This window comes from Wandonia sp. (assembly GCF_984588085.1).
This window is the reverse complement of sequence record NZ_CFIGVI010000006.1, coordinates 59,376-80,368: the sequence shown is the minus strand read 5'-3', so window position 1 is coordinate 80,368 and position 20,993 is coordinate 59,376. Positions and strand designations below refer to the sequence as shown.

14 protein-coding genes are annotated in these 20,993 nt (G+C 39.2%); 4 read left to right on the top strand and 10 right to left on the bottom strand.

What is annotated here, in order from left to right; genetic code table 11:
• Positions 1-49 precede the first annotated feature (49 nt).
• Positions 50-2,272, bottom strand: a complete 2,223-nt coding sequence (locus AC4PL9_RS04065; protein ID WP_491603499.1) for a RelA/SpoT family protein — start codon at positions 2,270-2,272, stop codon at positions 50-52.
• 187 nt (positions 2,273-2,459) lie between these two features.
• On the opposite strand from AC4PL9_RS04065, the gene AC4PL9_RS04060 reads away from it, so the two are divergent.
• From AC4PL9_RS04060 to AC4PL9_RS04050, 3 genes are all read left to right on the top strand, one after another.
• Positions 2,460-3,917, top strand: coding sequence for a hypothetical protein (locus AC4PL9_RS04060; protein ID WP_491603498.1), 1,458 nt, complete (start codon positions 2,460-2,462; stop codon positions 3,915-3,917).
• Between the two features lie 81 nt (positions 3,918-3,998).
• Positions 3,999-5,369 (top strand): T9SS type A sorting domain-containing protein, encoded by a 1,371-nt coding sequence (locus AC4PL9_RS04055; RefSeq protein WP_491603497.1) that lies wholly within the window; start codon positions 3,999-4,001, stop codon positions 5,367-5,369.
• Positions 5,370-5,504: 135 nt separating this feature from the next.
• Entirely contained in the window at positions 5,505-9,497 is a 3,993-nt protein-coding gene (locus tag AC4PL9_RS04050; RefSeq protein WP_491603496.1) for a PKD domain-containing protein, read from the top strand.
• A gap of 74 nt (positions 9,498-9,571) precedes the next feature.
• Here AC4PL9_RS04050 and AC4PL9_RS04045 read toward each other — a convergent pair whose 3' ends face one another.
• On the bottom strand, positions 9,572-10,528 hold the full coding sequence (locus tag AC4PL9_RS04045) for an isopenicillin N synthase family dioxygenase (protein ID WP_491603495.1): 957 nt from the start codon (positions 10,526-10,528) through the stop codon (positions 9,572-9,574).
• A gap of 116 nt (positions 10,529-10,644) precedes the next feature.
• Positions 10,645-11,373: a 23S rRNA pseudouridine(2604) synthase RluF gene (rluF, locus tag AC4PL9_RS04040; protein WP_491603494.1), complete on the bottom strand. Its 729-nt coding sequence runs from the start codon at positions 11,371-11,373 to the stop codon at positions 10,645-10,647.
• Positions 11,374-11,492: 119 nt separating this feature from the next.
• Here rluF and AC4PL9_RS04035 point away from each other — a divergent pair, with 119 nt between their 5' ends.
• A complete protein-coding gene (locus AC4PL9_RS04035) occupies positions 11,493-13,661 on the top strand; it encodes a PAS domain-containing protein (RefSeq protein WP_491603493.1) in 2,169 nt (722 codons plus the stop codon).
• Here AC4PL9_RS04035 and AC4PL9_RS04030 read toward each other — a convergent pair.
• Genes AC4PL9_RS04030 through AC4PL9_RS04000 form a run of 7 tightly spaced genes read right to left on the bottom strand, consistent with a single transcriptional unit; the run spans position 13,658 to position 20,835 of the window.
• Positions 13,658-15,715 (bottom strand): hypothetical protein, encoded by a 2,058-nt coding sequence (locus AC4PL9_RS04030; RefSeq protein WP_491603492.1) that lies wholly within the window; start codon positions 15,713-15,715, stop codon positions 13,658-13,660. The two genes, AC4PL9_RS04035 and AC4PL9_RS04030, sit on opposite strands and share 4 nt — an antisense overlap.
• 38 nt (positions 15,716-15,753) lie before the next feature.
• Complete coding sequence (locus AC4PL9_RS04025) at positions 15,754-16,521, bottom strand: toxin-antitoxin system YwqK family antitoxin (protein WP_491603491.1); 768 nt, start codon at positions 16,519-16,521, stop codon at positions 15,754-15,756.
• The gene (locus tag AC4PL9_RS04020; protein ID WP_491603490.1) at positions 16,518-17,066 is read right to left on the bottom strand and encodes a D-glycero-alpha-D-manno-heptose-1,7-bisphosphate 7-phosphatase; all 549 of its coding nucleotides are present in this window, start codon (positions 17,064-17,066) and stop codon (positions 16,518-16,520) included. The genes AC4PL9_RS04025 and AC4PL9_RS04020 overlap by 4 nt, the downstream gene beginning before the upstream one ends.
• Positions 17,053-17,763 (bottom strand): nucleotidyltransferase family protein, encoded by a 711-nt coding sequence (locus AC4PL9_RS04015; RefSeq protein WP_491603489.1) that lies wholly within the window; start codon positions 17,761-17,763, stop codon positions 17,053-17,055. Before AC4PL9_RS04015 ends, AC4PL9_RS04020 begins: the two co-directional genes overlap by 14 nt.
• Positions 17,745-18,773: a GHMP family kinase ATP-binding protein gene (locus AC4PL9_RS04010; RefSeq protein ID WP_491603488.1), complete on the bottom strand. Its 1,029-nt coding sequence runs from the start codon at positions 18,771-18,773 to the stop codon at positions 17,745-17,747. The genes AC4PL9_RS04015 and AC4PL9_RS04010 overlap by 19 nt, the downstream gene beginning before the upstream one ends.
• Complete coding sequence (locus AC4PL9_RS04005; protein ID WP_491603487.1) at positions 18,770-19,897, bottom strand: glycosyltransferase; 1,128 nt, start codon at positions 19,895-19,897, stop codon at positions 18,770-18,772. The genes AC4PL9_RS04010 and AC4PL9_RS04005 overlap by 4 nt, the downstream gene beginning before the upstream one ends.
• A complete protein-coding gene (locus AC4PL9_RS04000) occupies positions 19,897-20,835 on the bottom strand; it encodes a glycosyltransferase family 2 protein (protein ID WP_491603531.1) in 939 nt (312 codons plus the stop codon). The genes AC4PL9_RS04005 and AC4PL9_RS04000 overlap by 1 nt, the downstream gene beginning before the upstream one ends.
• Between the last annotated feature and the right edge of the window lie 158 nt (positions 20,836-20,993).

Sequence of the window (20,993 nt, the reverse complement as noted above, 5' to 3'; positions counted from 1 at the left end):
AGCCGTAAAGCTAAACATTTTACTTGGATTTAGTGTAACTTTTAAGAAATTATTCTTTCTCGACCGAATAGCGTTCTACTGTTTTCACACCTTCAACTAATTCAAATTTTGAAATTAATTGCTCCAGATGCTCTTTATCGTATACGAGTACCTGGATAATTCCTTCAAACATACCATCATGGGCTTTAAAGGAAATTGATTTCATATTGACACGTTGTTGTTTGGAAATGATATCCGTGATATTATTGACGATCCCCAGATCATCATGTCCAATAAGACGGAGTGTAGCTTCCCGCTCCTGAGTATATTGGTTTTTCCATCTTGCCTTTATAATGCGATAAGCATATTTGGACATCATCTGTGTTGCATTCGGACAGTTATCACGGTGGATTTTAATTCCGTCATTGATAGTAATAAAACCGAAGATGTCATCACCGGGTAGCGGATTACAGCATTTTGCCATTTTGTAATCCATATTTTTGAAATCTTCACCAATGATAAGAGTATCCTCTTTAAGATTGATTTCTTTAAGTGCAGATTTCTTTTCCCGCGTGTCCCTGATCTTCTCCATTGGAAGTTGAAGAAGTCCGTTTTTCAGCTCCAGTTCTTTGAGTCTTTTCAGATTGAGTTTCCCTTTGGCAATAAGAAAGTATAAATCAGTTGCAGAAGGAACATTGAAATACTTCTCCATGAACGTAATATTCTCGGAAGAGAAAGGGATGTTATACTGGTTTAGTTTCCGTTCCAGAATTTCTTTTCCGTCCCCGCCAATAACTCTTCTTTCTTCCTTCAAAGCCATCTTGATCTTCTGCTTGGCACGTGCGGTTGTCACCATCTTTAACCATTCTTCCTTGGGCTTTTGCTTGGAAGAAGTTATAATCTCTACCTGATCACCACTTTTTAGTAGATGGGATAAAGGAACCAGTTTGTTATTAACCTTGGCACCGAGACACTTTTCACCAATTTGAGTATGGATATCAAAAGCAAAATCAAGCGTTGTAGCGCCATTCGGAAGAACGCGTAAGTCTCCTTTGGGAGTAAACACATAAATTTCGTCTGTAAACAGATTTAATTTGAACTCATCTATAAACTCCAGTGCATTTCCTCCTTCCGTGTTTTCAAGAAGGTCACGTATTTCAGCAATCCATCGATCGAATTTGGTATCACCGCCCTTTGATTCTTTGTACCGGTAATGAGCTGCAAATCCTTTTTCGGCGACTTCATCCATTCTTTTGGAACGGATTTGTACTTCCACCCATTTGCCGGTAGGACTCATTACCGTCGTGTGCAGGGATTCATATCCGTTTGCACGAGGCGTAGAAATCCAGTCTCTCAAACGATCCGGATTAGGTTGGTAGAAATCAGTGACCAGTGAATAAATGCGCCATGCGGCAGCTTTTTCATCTGCTTCAGGAACATCTACGATAATACGAACGGCAAAAAGATCATATATTTCTTCAAATGGAATGCCTTTCTTTTGCATCTTTCTCCAGATTGAAGAAATGGATTTAGTACGAGCTTTAATCTCAAATGTATAACCTTCTTTTTCAAGAGCGACTTTAATTGGGTAAACAAAACGGCGTATAAAACGGTTCCTTATGTCCTTCGTTTTTTCCAGTTTTTCCTCAAGCTCTGAATAAATTTGCGGCTCTTTATACCGAAGAGCAAGATCTTCCAGTTCACTTTTGATAGAGTAGAGCCCGAGACGGTGCGCTAAGGGTGCATACAGAAATAACGTCTCGCTAGCAATTTTGAGTCGTTTATCATAGCGCATACTTCCCAGTGTGCGCATATTGTGAAGGCGATCAGCCAATTTGATCATTACTACCCGAAGATCATCGGAAATAGTAAGAATCATTTTCCGGAAATTTTCAGCCTGAATGGAAAGGTTCTCATCAAAAACCTCAGGAATCTTTGTCAGGCCGTCAATAATCATCCTTACTTTTGATCCGAACAGGTCTTCTACATCTTCTAACGTTATGTGTGTGTCTTCTACGGTGTCATGTAATAACGCGCAAATGATAGCTGTAGGTCCAAGTCCCATTTCTTCCGCACATATCCTCGCAACAGCTATAGGATGATAGATGTACGGCTCACCACTTTTTCGTCGCATATCTTTATGTGCTTCAACCGCTACATCAAATGCTTTTCGGATGAGACGTGTATCTTCTTTATCCCGCTTATCTTTACTGGCTCTTAATAAGCCTTTAAATGCGTTCAGAATCTCTTTACGTTCTTTTTCCAAATCAATTTCAGGTGCAGTATTGCTCATAAAAACTACCAATTTTCAGGGTTCATACAAAGATGCTAAAAAATCAGGTGTAAAAAATAGTTCTGTTTCCGGAAATAACGAACAGTAGAATGCTGAAAAGTAGAGAAGGTGTTTTTTGAAAGGAAGGATTGGAATAAATAAAAGGAAGTCTGTCGAATCTTCTGTATTTTTGTCAAAAATATCCGTGATGGAAAAAGAGTTGTTTGGGAATTTTCAGCAGGTAAAGGAGAGAGTAACTTCCCCATATGAGTTTGACAGCGAGTTGTTGCGCATAAATGGATTTGAGAAAGAGTTTGTACAAGGGGAAAAGCGACTGTTTATATCAGGTAATAATACATTCTGGAAATCCTTTGACTCTACATCTTTCCTTGCGATGATCAATACGGATGTAGCGAAAGCAATAAATACTTGTAAAGGAGGGTTTTCAGGTGTTTTCTATGATGAAAATGAACAATTTACCCTTGTTTTTTCAGATTCTTTTGGACTCTTTCCGATCTATTTTGTTCATGATCCTTATAAAGCATTTTTTAGTTCTTCTTTGCGTCGGATACTGGACGAAGGAATTATCGAAAAAGAAATAGATGCAACTGTACTACTTGATTATTTTCGTTTTGGAAGTTTTTTGCCGGGTACTACACTATTCAGAGGTGTTTATCAATTACAACCAGGAAATTATTTGCGGATTTCTGAAGATAATTTTTCGGAAAACACATACTTCTCGTGGAATAAACGCTTTATTTCAAATTTTAGTTCTGTGGAACAAGTGTTCGCAGAAATCGACCATAGAAAAGCTGGTATTGAAGGACTGAAAAGTTATCCGGATATTCCGGGTTTTAAAGAACTCAGCGCATTTGTTGATACTATTGATGTGCCGTTTACACCTTCTGTTATAAGCACGCTTTCTCAGCCCGGATGGAGTGAAGTATTTGCTGCAAAAGAAATCTTTGAAGGTATACCGGAATTAAACCGGAAGAAATGGCCAATGAGTTTTTCACCTGCTCTTCGAACCATGATTTATCGCTTGGGATTGTGGAGGTGGAAAGGATTAGAGGGAGAGTGGAAGAAAGAAAAATTACAACAAGAATATTGGGATATTGAATTTTTATATCAATTCAATTATCAGATCGTTAAAGATGGTTACTTAAGGAAAGTGTTCAATTGGGATGAATGGCCAAAGAATGGTGTGTTTACTTTTCTTCATGATCAATTAGGTTATGGAAAAGATGGGTATGCATATCCGGTTTTTGGTCGTCTTTCGCTGGCAGAAATCTGGATTTCCCTCTTAAGTATCCAGGTTCCTTTTTTGCGCTATCTCTTTCAAAGGGAAGGAACTACAATTGATTATCCTAACCTTGATAAAGAATTATATATGTACGTAATGAGTGTGCCAGATGGTCTTAAAGAATCAGAATATCAGGGAAATATAGCCAATGTATATGCAAAAGATGCATCACCTGAAAGAGTAACTGTTTCAATGGATTCTGTCTCCGAAAAGGATTGGACTGCTTTTGCCTCCGGAATACAGTATCTACCATATTGTAACCCTAAAGAATTGCTTGCTCTCACACAGTCTGACAGTGGAAAATATCAACATATTTTAATTTTGGGAATTTGGTTGGAACAGGTGATGAATAAGGTTAATTAACTGTATTTCAGTGTTCTATGTTGGTTTGGGTTCTTTTATTTAAAAAATTATATATTTGTTTAAATAAAAGGAGGGGAATCAATGGGGAGAGTTTTGATTTTTAAGCTTTTTATAGGACTACCGTTACTACTTCATTTAATTAGTTTTTCACAAGCAAGTGTAACGCGTATTTATACGGATCACAATGGATTTTTTACTAGTGCTGTGGGTAGTCCTGTATCTGTTGATGTGGCAACACATCACTTATTAGCTTTTCAAACGGGTGGAACTGTGTGGTCCACGGGGGTAGATGATTTATTACTGACTACTAATTCAGTTACTTTTTCAGCACAGAGTTTTCAGGCTATGCCGGCATCTGTTAATGGAAGCAGCAGTAGTGCTGTAATTGGAATTGGCAGACAGTATGGCGGATATATAGGCTCGGAAGGCTGTGATCCTTCTGTAGTGCCACCCTTTGGAAGTAATGTATCAGCCTATTTAACAGATGGAACAAATGGTTTGGATATTTCTACAGCTATTTTTAATATCGGAGGAGATATAGAATATGTTGTTTCTGCAATTGCTGATGTATCCATAGGAGACGGTATTCCGGATATACTTATTACGCAAACCGGAGACCTGAACAGTTTGGTTGGAGATCGGTTTCGTTTTTTAGACGCATCGGATAATATTGTCGGTAACGAGGTGCAGGTTAACTTCTCAGGAGTGGATATTGTTGCAAGACCGTATTGGAAGTTCTACGACCTGAGTGATTTAAGTTGCGGGGCATCTACTGCAAGTACGCGAGACCTCCGACTTCTTGTATTTGACTTTGCTGATCTGGGAATAACCACATCCAACTATTCGGATATTGTAAAATTTCAGCACCAGATGACACCGAACAGTGATATTGCATTTGTTGCTTACAATACAACTTCAATAGATATCATGCCTATAACGTTGCTGTATTTTACAGCAGAAATGAAGGGTAGAGAAGTTCATTTGAGCTGGAAAACAGCTTCTGAGCTCGATAATGATTATTTTACTGTTGAACGTAGTCAGGATGGCATTGAATGGGAAAAAGTAATCGTACATCCCGGAGCCGGTAATTCTCAGGAAGAAATTAGTTACGAAGAAGTTGACTTTCATCCTTTACCAGGTGTTTCTTATTATCGATTGAAACAAACCGATTTTGATGGAACAACTTCTGTTTCTGATATTGTAGCAGTAAATTTTGAAGACAAAGCAACCGTCGTTTATCCTAATCCCGTGGAGGATGTTTTATTCATCCGCGGAAAAAATCTAAAATCGTCTGAAATATTTATTTCTAATCCTGTTGGCCAAGATGTAACAACACTGGTTTCGGTTATCTCTACCGGAAATAATTTGCTTCAATTTGATAGCAAAAAACTAAAATCAGGGTATTATTTTATCCATTGTAGCGGAGAGGTTTATCCGTTTCATAAACAATAATTTGAAGAGAATTTCTTCTGCTCGTTTTTTATACACGACACTATATCTTCCTATCCCTACCACTTAAGAAGCCTGTAGCAAAAAGGCAACAGTTAGATAGAAAAGTCGTCAATTGTATAAAGTTAACCTGTATCTATGTTTAAACGAAAGCTATTATTACTGGTACTAAGCCTGAATATTTTGGTAGTATTCGGACAAAATGAAGCCAATAACTGGTATTTTGGATATAATGCCGGATTAAGTTTCAGTACAGATCCTCCTACACCTCTTACCAATGGTGCACTGGTCACAGGAGAAGGTAGTGCTGTCATTTCAGATGTAAATGGTAACCTGCTTTTCTATACGGACGGAAGTACGGTCTGGAACGCTAATCACGCGATAATGTCAAATGGAACCGGACTTTTGGGAAATAGTTCCTCCGCACAATCTGCAATAATCGTTCCTAAACCAGGAAGCATAACTAATTATTACATTATTACTGTACCAGTAAATGGTTCAGTTGGAATGCGATATTCAGAAGTGGATATGACATTGGCTGGTGGCTTAGGGGGAGTATTACCGGCCAATAAAAATACTTTTATGTTCCAGCCTTCATCAGAGAAGGTAACAGCAATTAAGCATGCGAATGGTGTGTATTACTGGATTGTGGGAAGGGGGAATAGCTCTGACAGAAATTACTATTCCTTTTTGATAGATTGTGAAGGGGTTAATTTGACACCTGTAATATCAGCCAATGTAAGTTTGACTAACGGAGAGAATTGGGGATATCTTGTTGCCTCTCCTGATGGTACAAAAATTGCCTCTGCGAGTAGCTCGTCAGGAATTGAAATTGCTGATTTTGATAATTCAACAGGTCTGGTTTCAAATAATCTTTTTTTAGGGTCTTTGAATTATTCGGGTGTAACAGGAGGAAATTATGGTATAGCATTTTCATCGAATAGTAACGTTTTGTACGCATCAAGTATACATTCCTGGGCTCTTGTCCAATGGGATCTTACAGCCGCTAATATTCCTCTTTCCAATACATTAATTGGTTATACAAGTGGTAGTGGAGGTGCACGTCCTAACTACAGAGGTGGTGCATTACAGTTGGCTAAAGATGGGAAAATCTATGTTGCGGAAACGGGATTAAGTTCCTTGGGAGTAATTAATTCTCCTAATACAATAGGTACAGGCTGTAATTTTGTAAATTCCCAGATTCCTCTTGGTGGGCGTGTATGCAGGTTAGGATTACCTCCGTTTATTACCTCTATTTTCATGGAGGAGTCGGAGATTATCACAACAAATGAATGTGTGGATGACTCTACCCTTTTTTCAGTCAGTGGAGCGGGGATTCTGGATTCATTGAGATGGAATTTCGGAGATCCAGCTTCACCGGATAATGAAAGTAACTTAGTAAATAGTGCACATGTATATTCCAGCCCCGGGCAATATACAGTTACTTTGATTCGGTATTTAGACTGTGTTTCTGATACAACAATAACAGATATAACAATTCATGATTACCGAAGATCGACAAGAGACATTAGTTTGTGCAGACAAGGAACGTATACTTTACCTGGTGGAGGAATAGTCAGTCAGTCGGGTACGTATTATGATACGATTTCTTCCCAAACAATTCCTTATTGTGATAGTGTTATCACAACTATAATTTCGATTCCGGACATTAATTTCACAGTGTCAGATGATGATACAATTTGTCTAGGTCAAAACACTCAGCTACTTGCGCAGGGAGCTATGGAATATAGCTGGCAAACCGACCTTACATTAAGTGCAGATGATATACCAGATCCTATAGCGACACCTTTGGCTACAACAACATATTATGTAACAGGTAAAGTTCGCATAGGGAATAATCTGGTTGAAAATGGTGATTTCGAAAATGGAAACACAGACTTTAGTTCCGGTTATACATATGGCGATCCTGATGCAATATCCGGACCCGGTTATTATACAGTGAACACAGGTGTTACTAATACCTGGTGGCCTAATTGTGGAGACCACACCTCGGGTGCTGGGAATGCTTTAATTGCAGACGGGGCGGATGGTACATCAGGTGTTCCTTCCGGAACTAATATTTGGTGTCAGAATGTATTAGTAGAACCTAATACAGAGTATGCATTTTCTTTGTGGTTGACAAATGCTAATAGTGCCGGTGCAACTTCAACACTTAATTTTTCTATTAATGGAGCACAAATAGGAGCAACACAACAAACATTATTGGCATCTTGTCAGTGGAATGAGTTTTATGTGATTTGGAATTCAGGTAGTAATACTGTTGCTAATATTTGTGTTAGCGAAGCATCAGGAACGCAGCCAGGAAATGACTTTGCTATTGATGATATTTCGTTGTATAAACTGTGTGATGTAGTGGACAGTGTAACTATTGTTGTAAGTGATCCGCAGATACAGGTTGATGATCAGAGCAATGTTACCTGTTTTGGTTTGAGCGATGGAAGTGTAACCGTTTCCAGTACAGGAGGGTTTGAAAATTATAGCTACAGTTGGGATTCAACCCCTGCACAGAATACATCTACTGCAAGTGGTCTGTCCGTAGGAGTGTATACTGTGACAGTTGTGGATCGGTTTAACTGTTCAGTTAGCGAAAGTATAACGATAACTGAACCGGATGAACTAGTGGGGATTGTTTCCGGAGTTTCAAATGCATCCTGTTTTGGGTCAAGTGATGGTACTATTGAGGTTGGTGTGACAGGAGGAACAGGGCAGTATACCTACAGTTGGAATACAACTCCTGTTCAAACGACGTATATAGCGAATAATTTGGAAGCTGGGAGTTATACGGCTACAGTAACAGATGAAAACAATTGTTCTGCGACCGTCACTCAGGTGATTACTGAGCCAACAGAAGTTGAGGTGATAAGTACTCAGGTAAACCATGTTTCGTGTTTTGGTTTGAGTGATGGGAGTGCAACCGTTGAGGCTAGTGGGGGAACAGGTAATCACACATACGTTTGGAATACCAATCCGGTACAGAATGGAGCAACAGCTAACGGGCTGAGTGCGGGAATCTATCAGGTGACAGTAACGGATGAGAATAATTGTACCAACAGCCTTGAAATAGAAATCACAGAACCAGATGAATTACGAGTAACATTGACGTCTGAGGAGATGCTCGTATGTCCCGGAGAAACCGTTACTCTTTCAGCGGTTGCGCAGGGAGGAACTCCTGGCTATACAATTAACTGGAGTAATGGTTTGCCAGTTGATCAATGGAGTCCAACTGTAACGATGACAACACCTGAAACCTATTTGGCTACTGTCACCGATCAAAACCAATGCTCTGCTACCGCTACTATTACAATTGATGTTGTTGTTCTTCCTGTTGCGAATTTTAATGGAAGTAATCTTGTAGGTTGTACTCCGCTTGATGTTCAGTTAAATAATTTATCTACAGGTGTGTACGCCACCTGTGAATGGGAGATTGAAAATGAGGGGGTAATTACTGATTGCGGTACCATAGAACGACAGGTAAATTCATTGGGGTGTCACGATGTTACCCTTACATTATATACAGTTGAAGGGTGTTCAGTTGACATTACGATGGATAATTACATTTGTGTTGAACCACAGCCGGTAGCCAATTTTTCAGCCAGTCATTATGATTTAACAACACTAGATACGGAAATAGAATTTACCAATCAATCCCTTCATGCGACAAACTATGAATGGGATTTTGGAGATGAGTTTGGGTATTCTAATGAGGAACATCCGACGTATGTGTACAGTTATGAAGAATCTGATGTATACCTGATAACATTAATTGCTTCGAACAACATTGGTTGTGCTGACACAACCTATCAGGAAATCAGGATAACAGAAGAAGAGTTGTTTTATGTTCCGAATACCTTTACACCAGATGGGGACAAGTTTAACCCGGTGTTCAAACCGGTTATCACTTCAGGTGTTGATATTTATGACTACAGGTTACTTGTTTTTAATCGCTGGGGGGAAATTCTCTTTGAATCATATCATCCGGAAGTAGGATGGGACGGTACTTATGGTGGTATGCCATGTCAGGACGGAGCGTATATCTGGCAAATAGAAATGAAATCAACAGAAAGTGACAAGAAAAAAATAGTTACCGGACACGTTAATTTATTGAGGTAACCAGGTCTTCTTCCGTAAGAATGAAAAAGGAGCTTTGATACCAAAGCTCCTTTTTACGTAAATTGTAATTCTATTTATTTTAGAAGACCAATTTCCCGAAGTCTTTCTTCAAGATATTGACCTGCTGTTATGTCTTCATATTGTTGCGGGTTTTCTTCTGTAACACAACTTTCCAGACAATTCAATTTCATTTCAGGACGAGGATGTAAAAAGAAGGGGATCGAATAACGACTGGTCCCCTGTAAAGCTACAGGTGGATTTACTACCCGGTGTGTAGTAGAACGCAGACGATTGTTTGTTAATCGTTGAAGCATGTCTCCGACATTAACAACAATATGATCCTCAATATGCGTAACCGCTACCCATTCATTTTTCTTATTCAAAACCTCCAGCCCGTCTGCAGAAGCCCCGATTAGTAATGTAATCAGGTTGATATCTTCATGTTCACCCGCACGCAAAGCATCCGGGTCGGGATTGACAATTGGAGGGTAGTGAATTGGTCGTAGAATACTATTACCATTATGAATCTTATTGTCAAAGTAACTCTCCTCAAGCCCTAAAAATAAAGCCAGGGCGGATAATATCGAACGTCCGGTATTTTCAAACGTCTTATACGCCTCTTTTCCTGTAGGTAGAAATGAAGGTAGCTCATTAACAGAAACATTCTCCGGATATTCTGAACGAATCGGGTCGTTATCTTCCACAAATTGCCCAAAATGCCAGAATTCTTTTAAGTCTCCGGTTTTTCGGTGTTTTGCATGCTCTTTCCCAAAGGACGTATATCCTCTTTGTCCCCCTAATCCCTGAATTTCATACTTTAGTTTGGTTGCTTCGGGTAAAGCAAAAAAAGCTTTTACCGAATTGTATAGACGATCAATAAGGTCATTACTTATTCCGTGATTTCTGACAGCTACAAATCCAATTTCTTCGTAAGCGTTACCGATTTCACGAATAAACTTACTTTTTCTTTCCTGATCTCCGGATAGGAAATCGGATAAATCGACAGAAGGAATTCCTTGTGGTACTTGCATAATCTCTAATTTTACGTTCTCAAAAGTAGAGAAACTTTGCTAGTTTACCAATAGCAGTGAAGGTGAGAGTTTTTGTCTCTGATAATTTCTGTAGATTGTACTACTTTGATAAAAATTCAGACCGTTTTATTCGAATCTTCGAGAAGATCGTTTAATCGTTCAAATTCTAATGGAGTCAATTCTCTGTATTTGCCGACAGGAACGTCTAAATGAATATTCATAATACGTACCCGTTTCAGCTTTTGTACTTCATACCCAAGATATTCGCACATTCTACGAATCTGGCGGTTTAACCCTTGAGTGAGGATAATGCGGAATTCAAAACGACCTAGTTGTTCAACCAAACATTTTTTCGTTACTGTATCAAGAATAGGGACACCATTTCCCATCTTTCGGATAAAATCTTTTGTGATCGGACGGTCTACTTTGACGATATACTCTTTTTCGTGATTATTGCGAGCGCGAAGAATTTTATTGACAATATCCCCATCATTTGTAAGAAGAATCAATCCTTCACTGGGCTTGTCAAGACGTCCGATCGGAAAGATTCTCTTGTGATAGCCAATGTAGTCAATGATGTTGTCTTTTTCGACTCTTCGATCTGTCGTACATACAATGCCTACCGGTTTATTAAATACAAGGTAAACAAATTCATTTTTTTTGGTGCCGACTTCTTTACCATCTACGCGAACTTCATCTCCCGGAAGGACTTTTGTACCCACTTCAGGAACTTTCCCATTGATAGTAACCCGATTTTCTTCAATGAGTTTGTCTGCAGCGCGACGGGAACAATATCCCACTTCACTGAGGTATTTATTAATCCGGATTGCCTTATCGTCACTCATAGCGGCAAAATTAGTTATTTGGAGGGAGTCAAAGAGGAGAAATCAAAATATTTTCGTAAATTATCAAAAGGAGAAACATTTGGTGTACTTTTGAACGAATAAGTTAACCACCATTAATTATGAATGCGGAAGATGAAAACCAGGAGAGACTGGTAGCAAGAATCCGGGAACTTGAAGAGCAGTTGGCTGATCTAAAGGATCAGTTGCGAAAAACTCATTCTGTTGTTAAGGTTCCAGAGGAACTACAAGACATTTTTACCGAGGCAGAGAAGCGGGTGGATTCCTATTTCAGTGATTTGGAGATAAATCCGGAAAAAGGAATGATAGATATAGACGGAGATCGTTATATACTGGTAAGAGCTTCTGCACTTTCGTATGATTTTATTCATACAGTAACCCGGCTATATGCGGATAGTTCTCCTGAAAAAGCTTTTGAAGAGGGGAGAAATTTCCTTTTTGATATAGGACACGTTATCGGAAGGGAAGATGCAAAACTATTTCATCAAAAGATAAAAGTAGATTCCGAATTGGAGAAACTCGCTACCGGACCTGTTCATTTCGCTTATACCGGATGGGCTTCGGTGGTCATCCACCCTGAAAGTAACCCGGTTCCGGGGGATGACTTTTTTCTCAAGTACAGTCATCCATATTCCTTTGAAGCAGATAGCTGGATTAGCAAAGGAGAAAAATCTTCTCAACCGGTGTGTGTTATGAATGCAGCTTATTCGGCTGCCTGGTGTCAGGAGAGCTTCGGAATACAATTATCAGCTGTCGAAATTACCTGTAAAGCAAAAGGGGATGAACAATGTACATTTGTTATGGCTCCGCCTGACAGGATCGCAGATTACCTGAAGGGATACCAGAAGGCGGAAGATGAAGAAATAAAAGTACCCTTTTTCTTTGAACGTAAACAGATAACTGAACGACTCCGGGAGAATGAACAGCTTTTGCAAGATGCTCAGAAAATGGCCCGGCTGGGGAGTTGGTATTTTAATTTACAGACAAAAAAACTGATCTGGACAGATGAGTTATACCGGATCTTTGAATTTAGAAATGAATACAACCCAAATTTATATCAGAATTATCTGAGTCGCTATACACCAGATGAATTACCGGTTCTTAAAGATCATGTAACAGCTGCAATAGAACAAAAGAAAAAATACAATTTTCGGCATTCAATTGTTATGGACGATGGTCGGATAAAATGGGTGTATTGTCTGGGTGTGCCGATTGAAGATGAAGAAGGAAAGGTAGTCGCGTTGAAAGGAATTGTTCAGGATATAACCAACGAGGTTCAGAAGGAAATAGAACTGGAATCCTTTTTTGATTTGTCTGTGGATTTAATGGCTGTTGCTAACGATAACTCTTTTGTAAAGCTCAGTCATTCCTGGAGTGATTTACTGGGCTACTCGCTGGAGGAATTGTACTCTCGTCCGATAACTGACTTTGTACACCCTGATGATGTAGCTGTAACAAATGAAGAAATTAATCATTTGAACAACGGAGAAATATCCCTTCATTTTGAGAATCGATATATCTGTAAAGACGGAAAAGTAGTGGTACTATCCTGGAATTCAGCTCCTCATTCGGCAACGAACCTTGTTTATGCTACTGCAAGGGATATTACAGAACAAAAAGCGGAAGAGGAACAACTAAAGCTAACCATCTCTGAAAAAGAAACCTTGTTACAGGAAATTCATCACCGGGTTAAAAATAATTTACAGGTCATTTCCAGTCTGTTGTCGTTACAGTCGAAAATGAATGAGAATAATCTAGAATTGAAACGGTTGTACGATGACAGCATTAACCGGATAAAATCAATGGCTTCTTTGCATGAGCTGTTTTATAAGTCAATAGATAGAGACCGTATTGACTTTGAAGAGTACACCAACAAACTTGTACTGGATTTATTGTATTCATTCAGGGGAGAAGCACATAATATTCGACCCGAAATTGTTGTTCGGGACGTTTACGTAAATCTGGATACGGCTGTACCCTTAGGTTTGTTGATAAATGAAGTCATAACTAACTCTTTGAAGCACGGGTTTCACGGGAGAGAAAATGGTAAGATTTATATTCGTCTACAAAAAGCAGGTGATGGAGAACTTTGTCTTGAAATCGGAGATAATGGAAGTGGTTTTACATCCGGTATAGATATTTCAGAAGCCGAATCAATGGGGTTAATCTTAATTTCAAGTCTTACAGAACAGTTGGAAGGCGAAATTAAAAGAGATGCGAACAGGAAAGGGACGCATTATTCATTAAGATTCAAAGAAATCATTCTTTAGTAACTTCCATTCCACCGACGGATAAACCATTCGGTTGCAAATAGGGCAATCAGCAAGAAGAATAACCATTTCAGATCAATACTGTTCGTGAATGCTGTTTCCTCAAATTTACGGGAAGCAATGTCTTCACGTTCACGAAGAAGAGATTCAACGGTTTCCAATTGGTCAGCGGGTACGAAAGTCCCTTTTGTTTGTTCTGAAATATCCTTTAGAAGGGTGAAATTTGCCGTAAGGTTGAGGGATTCTGAACTTGACTCTGAAATAATCAGGTCACCCAGTTTTGTGTAACTTTTTCCTTCAAATTGGGTGCTGGCTTTCCATTTATAGGCTCCTGCTTTTAGTTTTCCAAGTAATAATGCATAGTCTTCCAGACGTGTTCCGAATGTGTAATTTGCAATTTTAGTATCATCAATATCCATTAGCGTAAGTTGAATCTCAGGTTCAGTGATACGCTGGAAAGCATCGTTATAAAATTCTGCTCTGAAAACAAGTTCTTCCCGATCCGAAGAATTAGAAGGAGGGAAGATTCTGAGTTTATCCCGGTTTGATTTTACAGTTAGATATTGCAGTGTTTTACCCCAGATCTCTTCAAATGTGGTATTGTCCTTAAAGCGATTGTATTCAAACAATTTCCATCTCCAGATTCCTTCCCCGTATAACACGGCACTTTTCTTATTTCCATTTTCAAAAAAAGTGAGAAGAGGCTTGTTGGTTGTTACTGTGCCTATTCGTTGGTAGAAAAGCGTATTACCTTTATCGCTGATAGACTGTGCATAAGGAACTGTTAATGGAGGGAAGTTTTCAAGACGGCTGGAAAGTTTTTCGGAGAATAGAATCGTAGTAAAGTCAGGGTTTTTATGCGTTGTCACGAAGTCTGCTTTTCCGGGTGCTACACCACCTACACTAAGGGATAACGGACGTAGATCTGAGCTCGCCGTGAGCATTGCCAGATAAGGTGTGGATGATGTTCTGACTTTATTCCACAATGACAGGTTTGCAGTAGGATTATGAAAGATAATCAGATCACATTTAGGGACTTCATTAACTTTTCGGGCATCTAATAAGTTCAAGTCTGTATTCTGATCTTTTCTCAGAACAGATTGTAAAGCACCCAAATCAGGATGTATGCCTCCATATAAAATGGTTACTTTTCGTTTACTCTCTAATATTTCGATATAGTGAATCTTTTCGTTATTCTTGCGTGTAAACTCTTTTTCATCTACGGATACGAGTGCTCGCAGAGATTGTATTCCGGGTTGGTTCGCTTCAATCATAAACTCTTCCGAAAAAGAGAAAATCTGATCAGAGACAAGAATCTTTTTTTCCGCTACATTCTTTTCTCCCAGAAATAAGGAAACTTTCAATTCTTTACCTTTGAGCCGGGTTGCATTTCCTTCTATTTTAACAGGGAACAAGTTTCCTCTGAAAGCAATCTGATTGGCTATGATACTATGAATGGCAGCATCTTTTTTTGTAATCGTATCACCTGCGCCAATAGCAAATACGGGAGTGAATTTAAGCCGCTGCGCTTCAAATACGGGATTAATTCCCCGGTTGAAGTTTCCATCGGTTACCAGTAGAATGGCCCCGGGATTTTTGTTGATATATAATTCACGAATATGTCTGAAAGGGAGTGACAAGTCAGTAGAAGTTCCAGAGAAAGAGTTTTGAAGACTATCTGTAACTTTATCTGAAAAGGATAAACGTTTGATCTCAAATTTATCGGACAGACGATCTGATAACTCCTTAAGTTTTTGGTTTAACTCATTTTTAATGAAAACAGAGTCTGCATAATTCAACATAGAAGCTGAGTTGTCTGCGGCAATAAACAGGATTGGTTTTTCAGTTCTGTAACGTTTTCTTTGAAATATTAGCCCAATCAAAAGCAGACAAATGATAAAGATACCTGTCGAACGAAGCGCAAAAAGAGTCTTCATAACGAGAGGTGAAAAGGTGGATCCCTTTCCTTTGAAATAGTAATACCAACTAACGGCAACAGAAAATAGAAGAGCCGGAAGTAACCACCATAAACTAATCTCGGAAAGAAGCTTCATGTCGTAAAAATAATGAAAAGAAATGGTCTTTGGAGGGACTAATTATTAGGGTTTTTTCCTTCAGCCTTTAATCGGTCAAGATGAACTGTAAGTTTGTCTCCTTTCAGTTCTCTTCCATTCCAGAAATAACGTCTCCCGATTTCTTTTCCATTCTCGTCGTATCCTATCCACCAACCATGTTTCAGGTTGTTTTTGTAGCGTTCAAGAATCATTATTTTTCCGTTCGGATGGTATTTTTTTACGACACCGTCATAATTTTCATTTACGTAGGTTCCTTCTGATTTAAGTGTGCCATTTGGAAAGTACTCTTTCACTTCGCCACTTAACTTACCGTTTTTATAGTGGTATTCCTGGGCAACTTGTTGTGTCTTTTGCTCTGGATGTTCCGGAATATAATAAATGGTTTTTTTCCCGTGTAGTATTCCGCTTTTATACGTTTCTTTATAACTTGTATGACCTGAAGGAGCAAAATGTGTCCAGACCGAATCTTTTTGCTGATTTAAATATTTTCCGTAAGCCATAAGTTTTCCATCTTCCTCATACATAACGGCCCGACTGACAGTACCATTGTTCTCAAATTGCATAATGGCCTTTACTTTCTTGGAAGGGTAGTAGTATGTAAATTTCCCAAACGGTTTTCCGTCCTTAAACTGTCCTTCGTATTGAGGTACACGGCTATTTTCAAAAAGAACGATCCATTTCCCCTGTTTTCTTCCTTGTGTATCAGTTTGGTTCGGCCCCTGTGATAGAAGCGTGAAGTTTGTGCTGACGGTTAGAATGAATACCAGTACTTTTATGCTGTTCATAGTTTGAATAATTTTATACAATCGGCTAATTTATCACAATAATAATCTGATTTTTCAATCGCATCTTTTTCTTTTCCTATCCTTACAGTTATCATGCCAAGATTCTTTCCGAAAGCAATGTCTGAATCAGAGTCTCCAACCATAATTGATTTGGTAAAATCAATTTCGGGAAATAGTTCTTTTGCCCGCAGTCCCATTCCGGCTCCCGGTTTTCTGAACGGACTGTTTTCCGCTGCCAGTTGAGGCGCATGCAGTATAGCGTCGAATTTTCCTCCTGCATTTTCAACGTGTTTACTCATATAATCATGTACTTCAGATAAGTTACATTCTGTCATGTAACCTTTTCCGATACCTTGCTGATTGGTAACGACGATTATCCGGCCAAATATTCGGGAAAATTCTGAAATGGTATCTGGTACTCGGGGTAAAAAGATAAATTCTTCCGTATGTTTTACATAACTACCAACAATACGTTCATTTATCACACCATCCCGATCAAGAAATAGCGTCCAGGTTTTATCTATTGTCTGATTATCTAATTTCACGTTGTGCTTTTTCGTAATCTTCAGGGATTCCTATATCAATGAAATACCCTTCCATTTCTATTCCACAAATTTCTGAATTCCCGGCTAATTTTTCAAGGAAGTCTTTTTCAAAGGAGAAATGCGATGGGAAATTCAGTTTTCTGAATTTTTTCAGGTCAATAAAGTAAACTCCTGCATTGATTAGTGCATTTTCAACAAGTCTTTTTTCATTAAACCCGATAATTTTTTCCCCATGCAAAATAACCTCTCCGTAACGATCTCCGGAAGCAATTCGTTTCAACGCCAGGGTACAGGTAGCATTTTGCGAATAGGAACGTTTGATGAATTCATGAAGATCGATGTCAAAAAGTGTATCTCCATTGAGAATCAGTGCGTACTCACTATCCGGTATGGATTCGACAGCCAACTGAATAGCTCCTCCTGTTCCCAAAGGCTGTAACTCTTCAACGTAGCGTAGGGCAGAGGGAGTATCTTGTTGATCAAAATAATTTATAATACTCTCCTTTTTGTAGCCGATACTTACAATCAGGTTATTCATTCCCTGTTTTCTCAGGCGATCTGTCAGAATTTCAAGAAAAGGCTTTCCGTTCACCGGAGCCATTGGTTTGGGAACGTCCGGAACTGCAGATTGAAGACGGGTGCCTTTTCCTCCCGCCAGAATAATGCAGGGGATAGTATTTATATATGTACGGTCCATTTTTCTGCTCCTGTTTCAGTAAACTGGTAAGGAATCACTTTCCCTCCAAAATCATTCAATGCACGTATTACGTCATATCTTCGGGTTCCGGCAGCGTAGAATATCATAAAACCACCACCACCGGCTCCGGATATTTTACCTCCCAGTGCTCCGGCTTTTCTGGCAGCTTCATAACATTGTTCAATCCGTGGGTTACTGATACCCTGTGCCATATTTTTCTTGTTTAGCCAACTTTCATGTAGCAAGTGACCAATTTCATCTAACTCTCCCTTCAGTAGGGTTTCTTTCATGGAAAAGGCTTTTTCACGAACTACATGCGTTGCCTGAAGCGAGGAAGATTCACCCTTACGGATATTTTGTTGTTGTACTTCAATAATATTTGCTGATTCCCGGGACGTTTCCGTGTAATACAAAATCAGGCAGAAAGCCAGCTCATTTCGCAATTTTGTTCTGACCCGTAAAGGGTTGACAATCACATATTCATTCGCTCCAAATTCCATGAAGTTAAAACCCCCAAAAGTAGCAGCGTACTGATCTTGTCTTCCTCCCGCCATTTTTAGATCGTTGCGTTCAATTTCAAAAGCGAGACGGGCAATATCATATTCTCCAAGAGGTAGTTTTAACCATTCGGTGAAAGCAGTAACCATGGCCACAACAAGGGTAGAGCTGGTGCCTAATCCCGATCCGGAAGGTACATCCATCGAAGTAACCAATTCAAAAGAAAGAGGCTGTTTTGTGAATTCTTTTACAATTCGGTTATAGACTCCTTTTTGAAGATCCAGTTCTCCTGTGATATCAAGTATCTCTGTACTTTCCAGTACAATACGCTGGTTGTTGTCTTCCGAATGAAAAATGATCTTTCCATCCGTTCGGGGAATGATAGTTGCGTGAGCGTATCGGTTAATGGTTGCATTCAATACAGCTCCGCCATATTGATCTGCATAGGGACTGACATCTGTCCCACCACCAGCCAATCCTATTCGAAAAGGTGCGCGTGCTCGAATGATCATTTGTTTGTAATTAAGTTAAGTAACTGATCTGTAAAAGAAGACCAGGAGAATTTCTCCTTTTCTGTTGTAACATGTGAACGGAATTCTTCTTCTTTATTTTCACCAAAATAGCGATCTATTGCTGTTCGGATATTATGCTCATCCGGCTGAACCACATAACCGACATAATCGTGTTTAACCATTTCTGGAAGCCCACCAGTTTGTGTAACAATCATGGGGCAGTTAAACTGATAAGCAATTTGGGTCACACCACTTTGTGTTGCCGATTTGTAGGGCTGCACAACAACATTCGCAATACTGAAAAAGTATTTTACCTGAGAGTCAGGAATAAATGAGTCGAACAGATGAATATCGTTTTCCAGCTGCTTTGAATGAATAATTTCCAGATATTTCTCTTTGTCGTTGTAAAATTCTCCGGCGACAATTAGCTTTACTTCTGAACGAAAAGCAGAGTCAGCATAAGCTTTTAGCAAAAGGTCAAGTCCTTTGTAATCCCGGATTACGCCAAAAAACAAAATGTATTTCTGATTTTCAGAAATATTCAGGAATTCTGCAGCTTCTTTTCGAGCAACCGGAGTACCGAAATTATCATACAAGGGATGCGGACAGAATTTTCTTGGTTTTTGCGTGTCAAAAGTGTTGAGATCTTTTGCCACAGCGTCTGACATATAAATAAAGCCGTCTACAGCTTTGAGAAAAAAGTTTGTAAAAATCCGATCTCCCGGACGTTTTTCATGAGGAATAACATTGTCCAGTACAGAAATGATTTTTGTTCTTTTTCGAATAGATCCGAAACGTAAAACGGATCCTAAAGCCGGTCCCAGTAGCGGAATCCAGAATTTGGAAATAATCATGTCCGGTTTCTTTTTCCGAATCTTCCTTCCTGCCAATAACCAGGATAGAGGATTTACAGAATTAATCCATCTGTGTATTGTAAGATTCCTGGGAGCGGGCTCATCAGAATACTGCGTTTTTCCGGGGAAAAATAACTTAGGGTACTGAACCGTAAATGAAACAATTTCAACATCGTGCCCTTTTTCAATTAATTCGCGTGCAAGCCGCTCATTAAAAGAGGCTATTCCTCCGCGAAACGGATGTGCAGGACCTATGATGATGATACGCATTAAATCTCTTTTTCAATTAGATAATGGTTACGCGTGGATGAGTTCCTCCCGATTAATTCAGCAGTAAATCCGGCAAGGAAAAACTGAACACCCATTATCATGGATGTTAGCGAAATGTAAAATTCAGCACGACTGGCAATCAATCTATTCGTTTTATCGATAAAGAGCTTTGAAATTCCCAACCAAAATGCAAATGCGAATCCGACGATGAAGAGAAGAGTTCCTATAGCCCCGAAAAAATGCATGGGCTTCTTGGAAAAACGTCCCATAAAAACAACAGATAATAAATCGAGAAAACCATTCATGAAACGGTTGAGTCCAAATTTGGTAGTACCATACTTTCTAGCCTGGTGTACAACGACTTTTTCTCCGATTTTTGTAAATCCGGCGAATTTTGCCAGTACCGGTACATATCTGTGCATTTCACCATAAACTTCCACACTTTTAACAACGACTTTTTTGTAGGCTTTTAATCCACAGTTAAAATCATGTAAACTAATTCCTGTGAGTTTACGGGTTGCCCAGTTAAATAACTTCGTGGGAATTGTTTTAGAGATGGGATCATGACGTTTCTTCTTCCAACCCGAAACCAGGTCGTAATCCTCCTTCATGATCATGTTGTACAACTCAGGGATTTCATCCGGACTGTCTTGTAAGTCCGCATCCATAGTAATAACAACCTCTCCTTTGGCAGCTTCGAATCCAGCAAACAAAGCAGCTGATTTTCCATAATTTCGCTGGAACTTAATTCCCCTTACATGTGTGTTCCTGGAATGAAGCTGCTGAATAACCTCCCAGGACCGATCTTTTGATCCGTCGTTAACAAATAGAATCTCATAGCTGAATTGATTGGCAGCCATTACTCTTACGATCCAGTCATGTAGTTCGGGAAGCGATTCCTCTTCATTGTAAAGAGGGATCACAACAGATATATTCAGTTCATTGTTTTCCACAGTACGAAAATTGCTCTATTCGCAAATATAGTTCTTTAATTTTTAGAGAGAATTGAATATCGGATGAATTTAGCCCCGGGTAGATAGCGAAGTGAAATTTTTGGGTGAAAATAGTAGGATAATCAAAAATGATTGTATTTTTA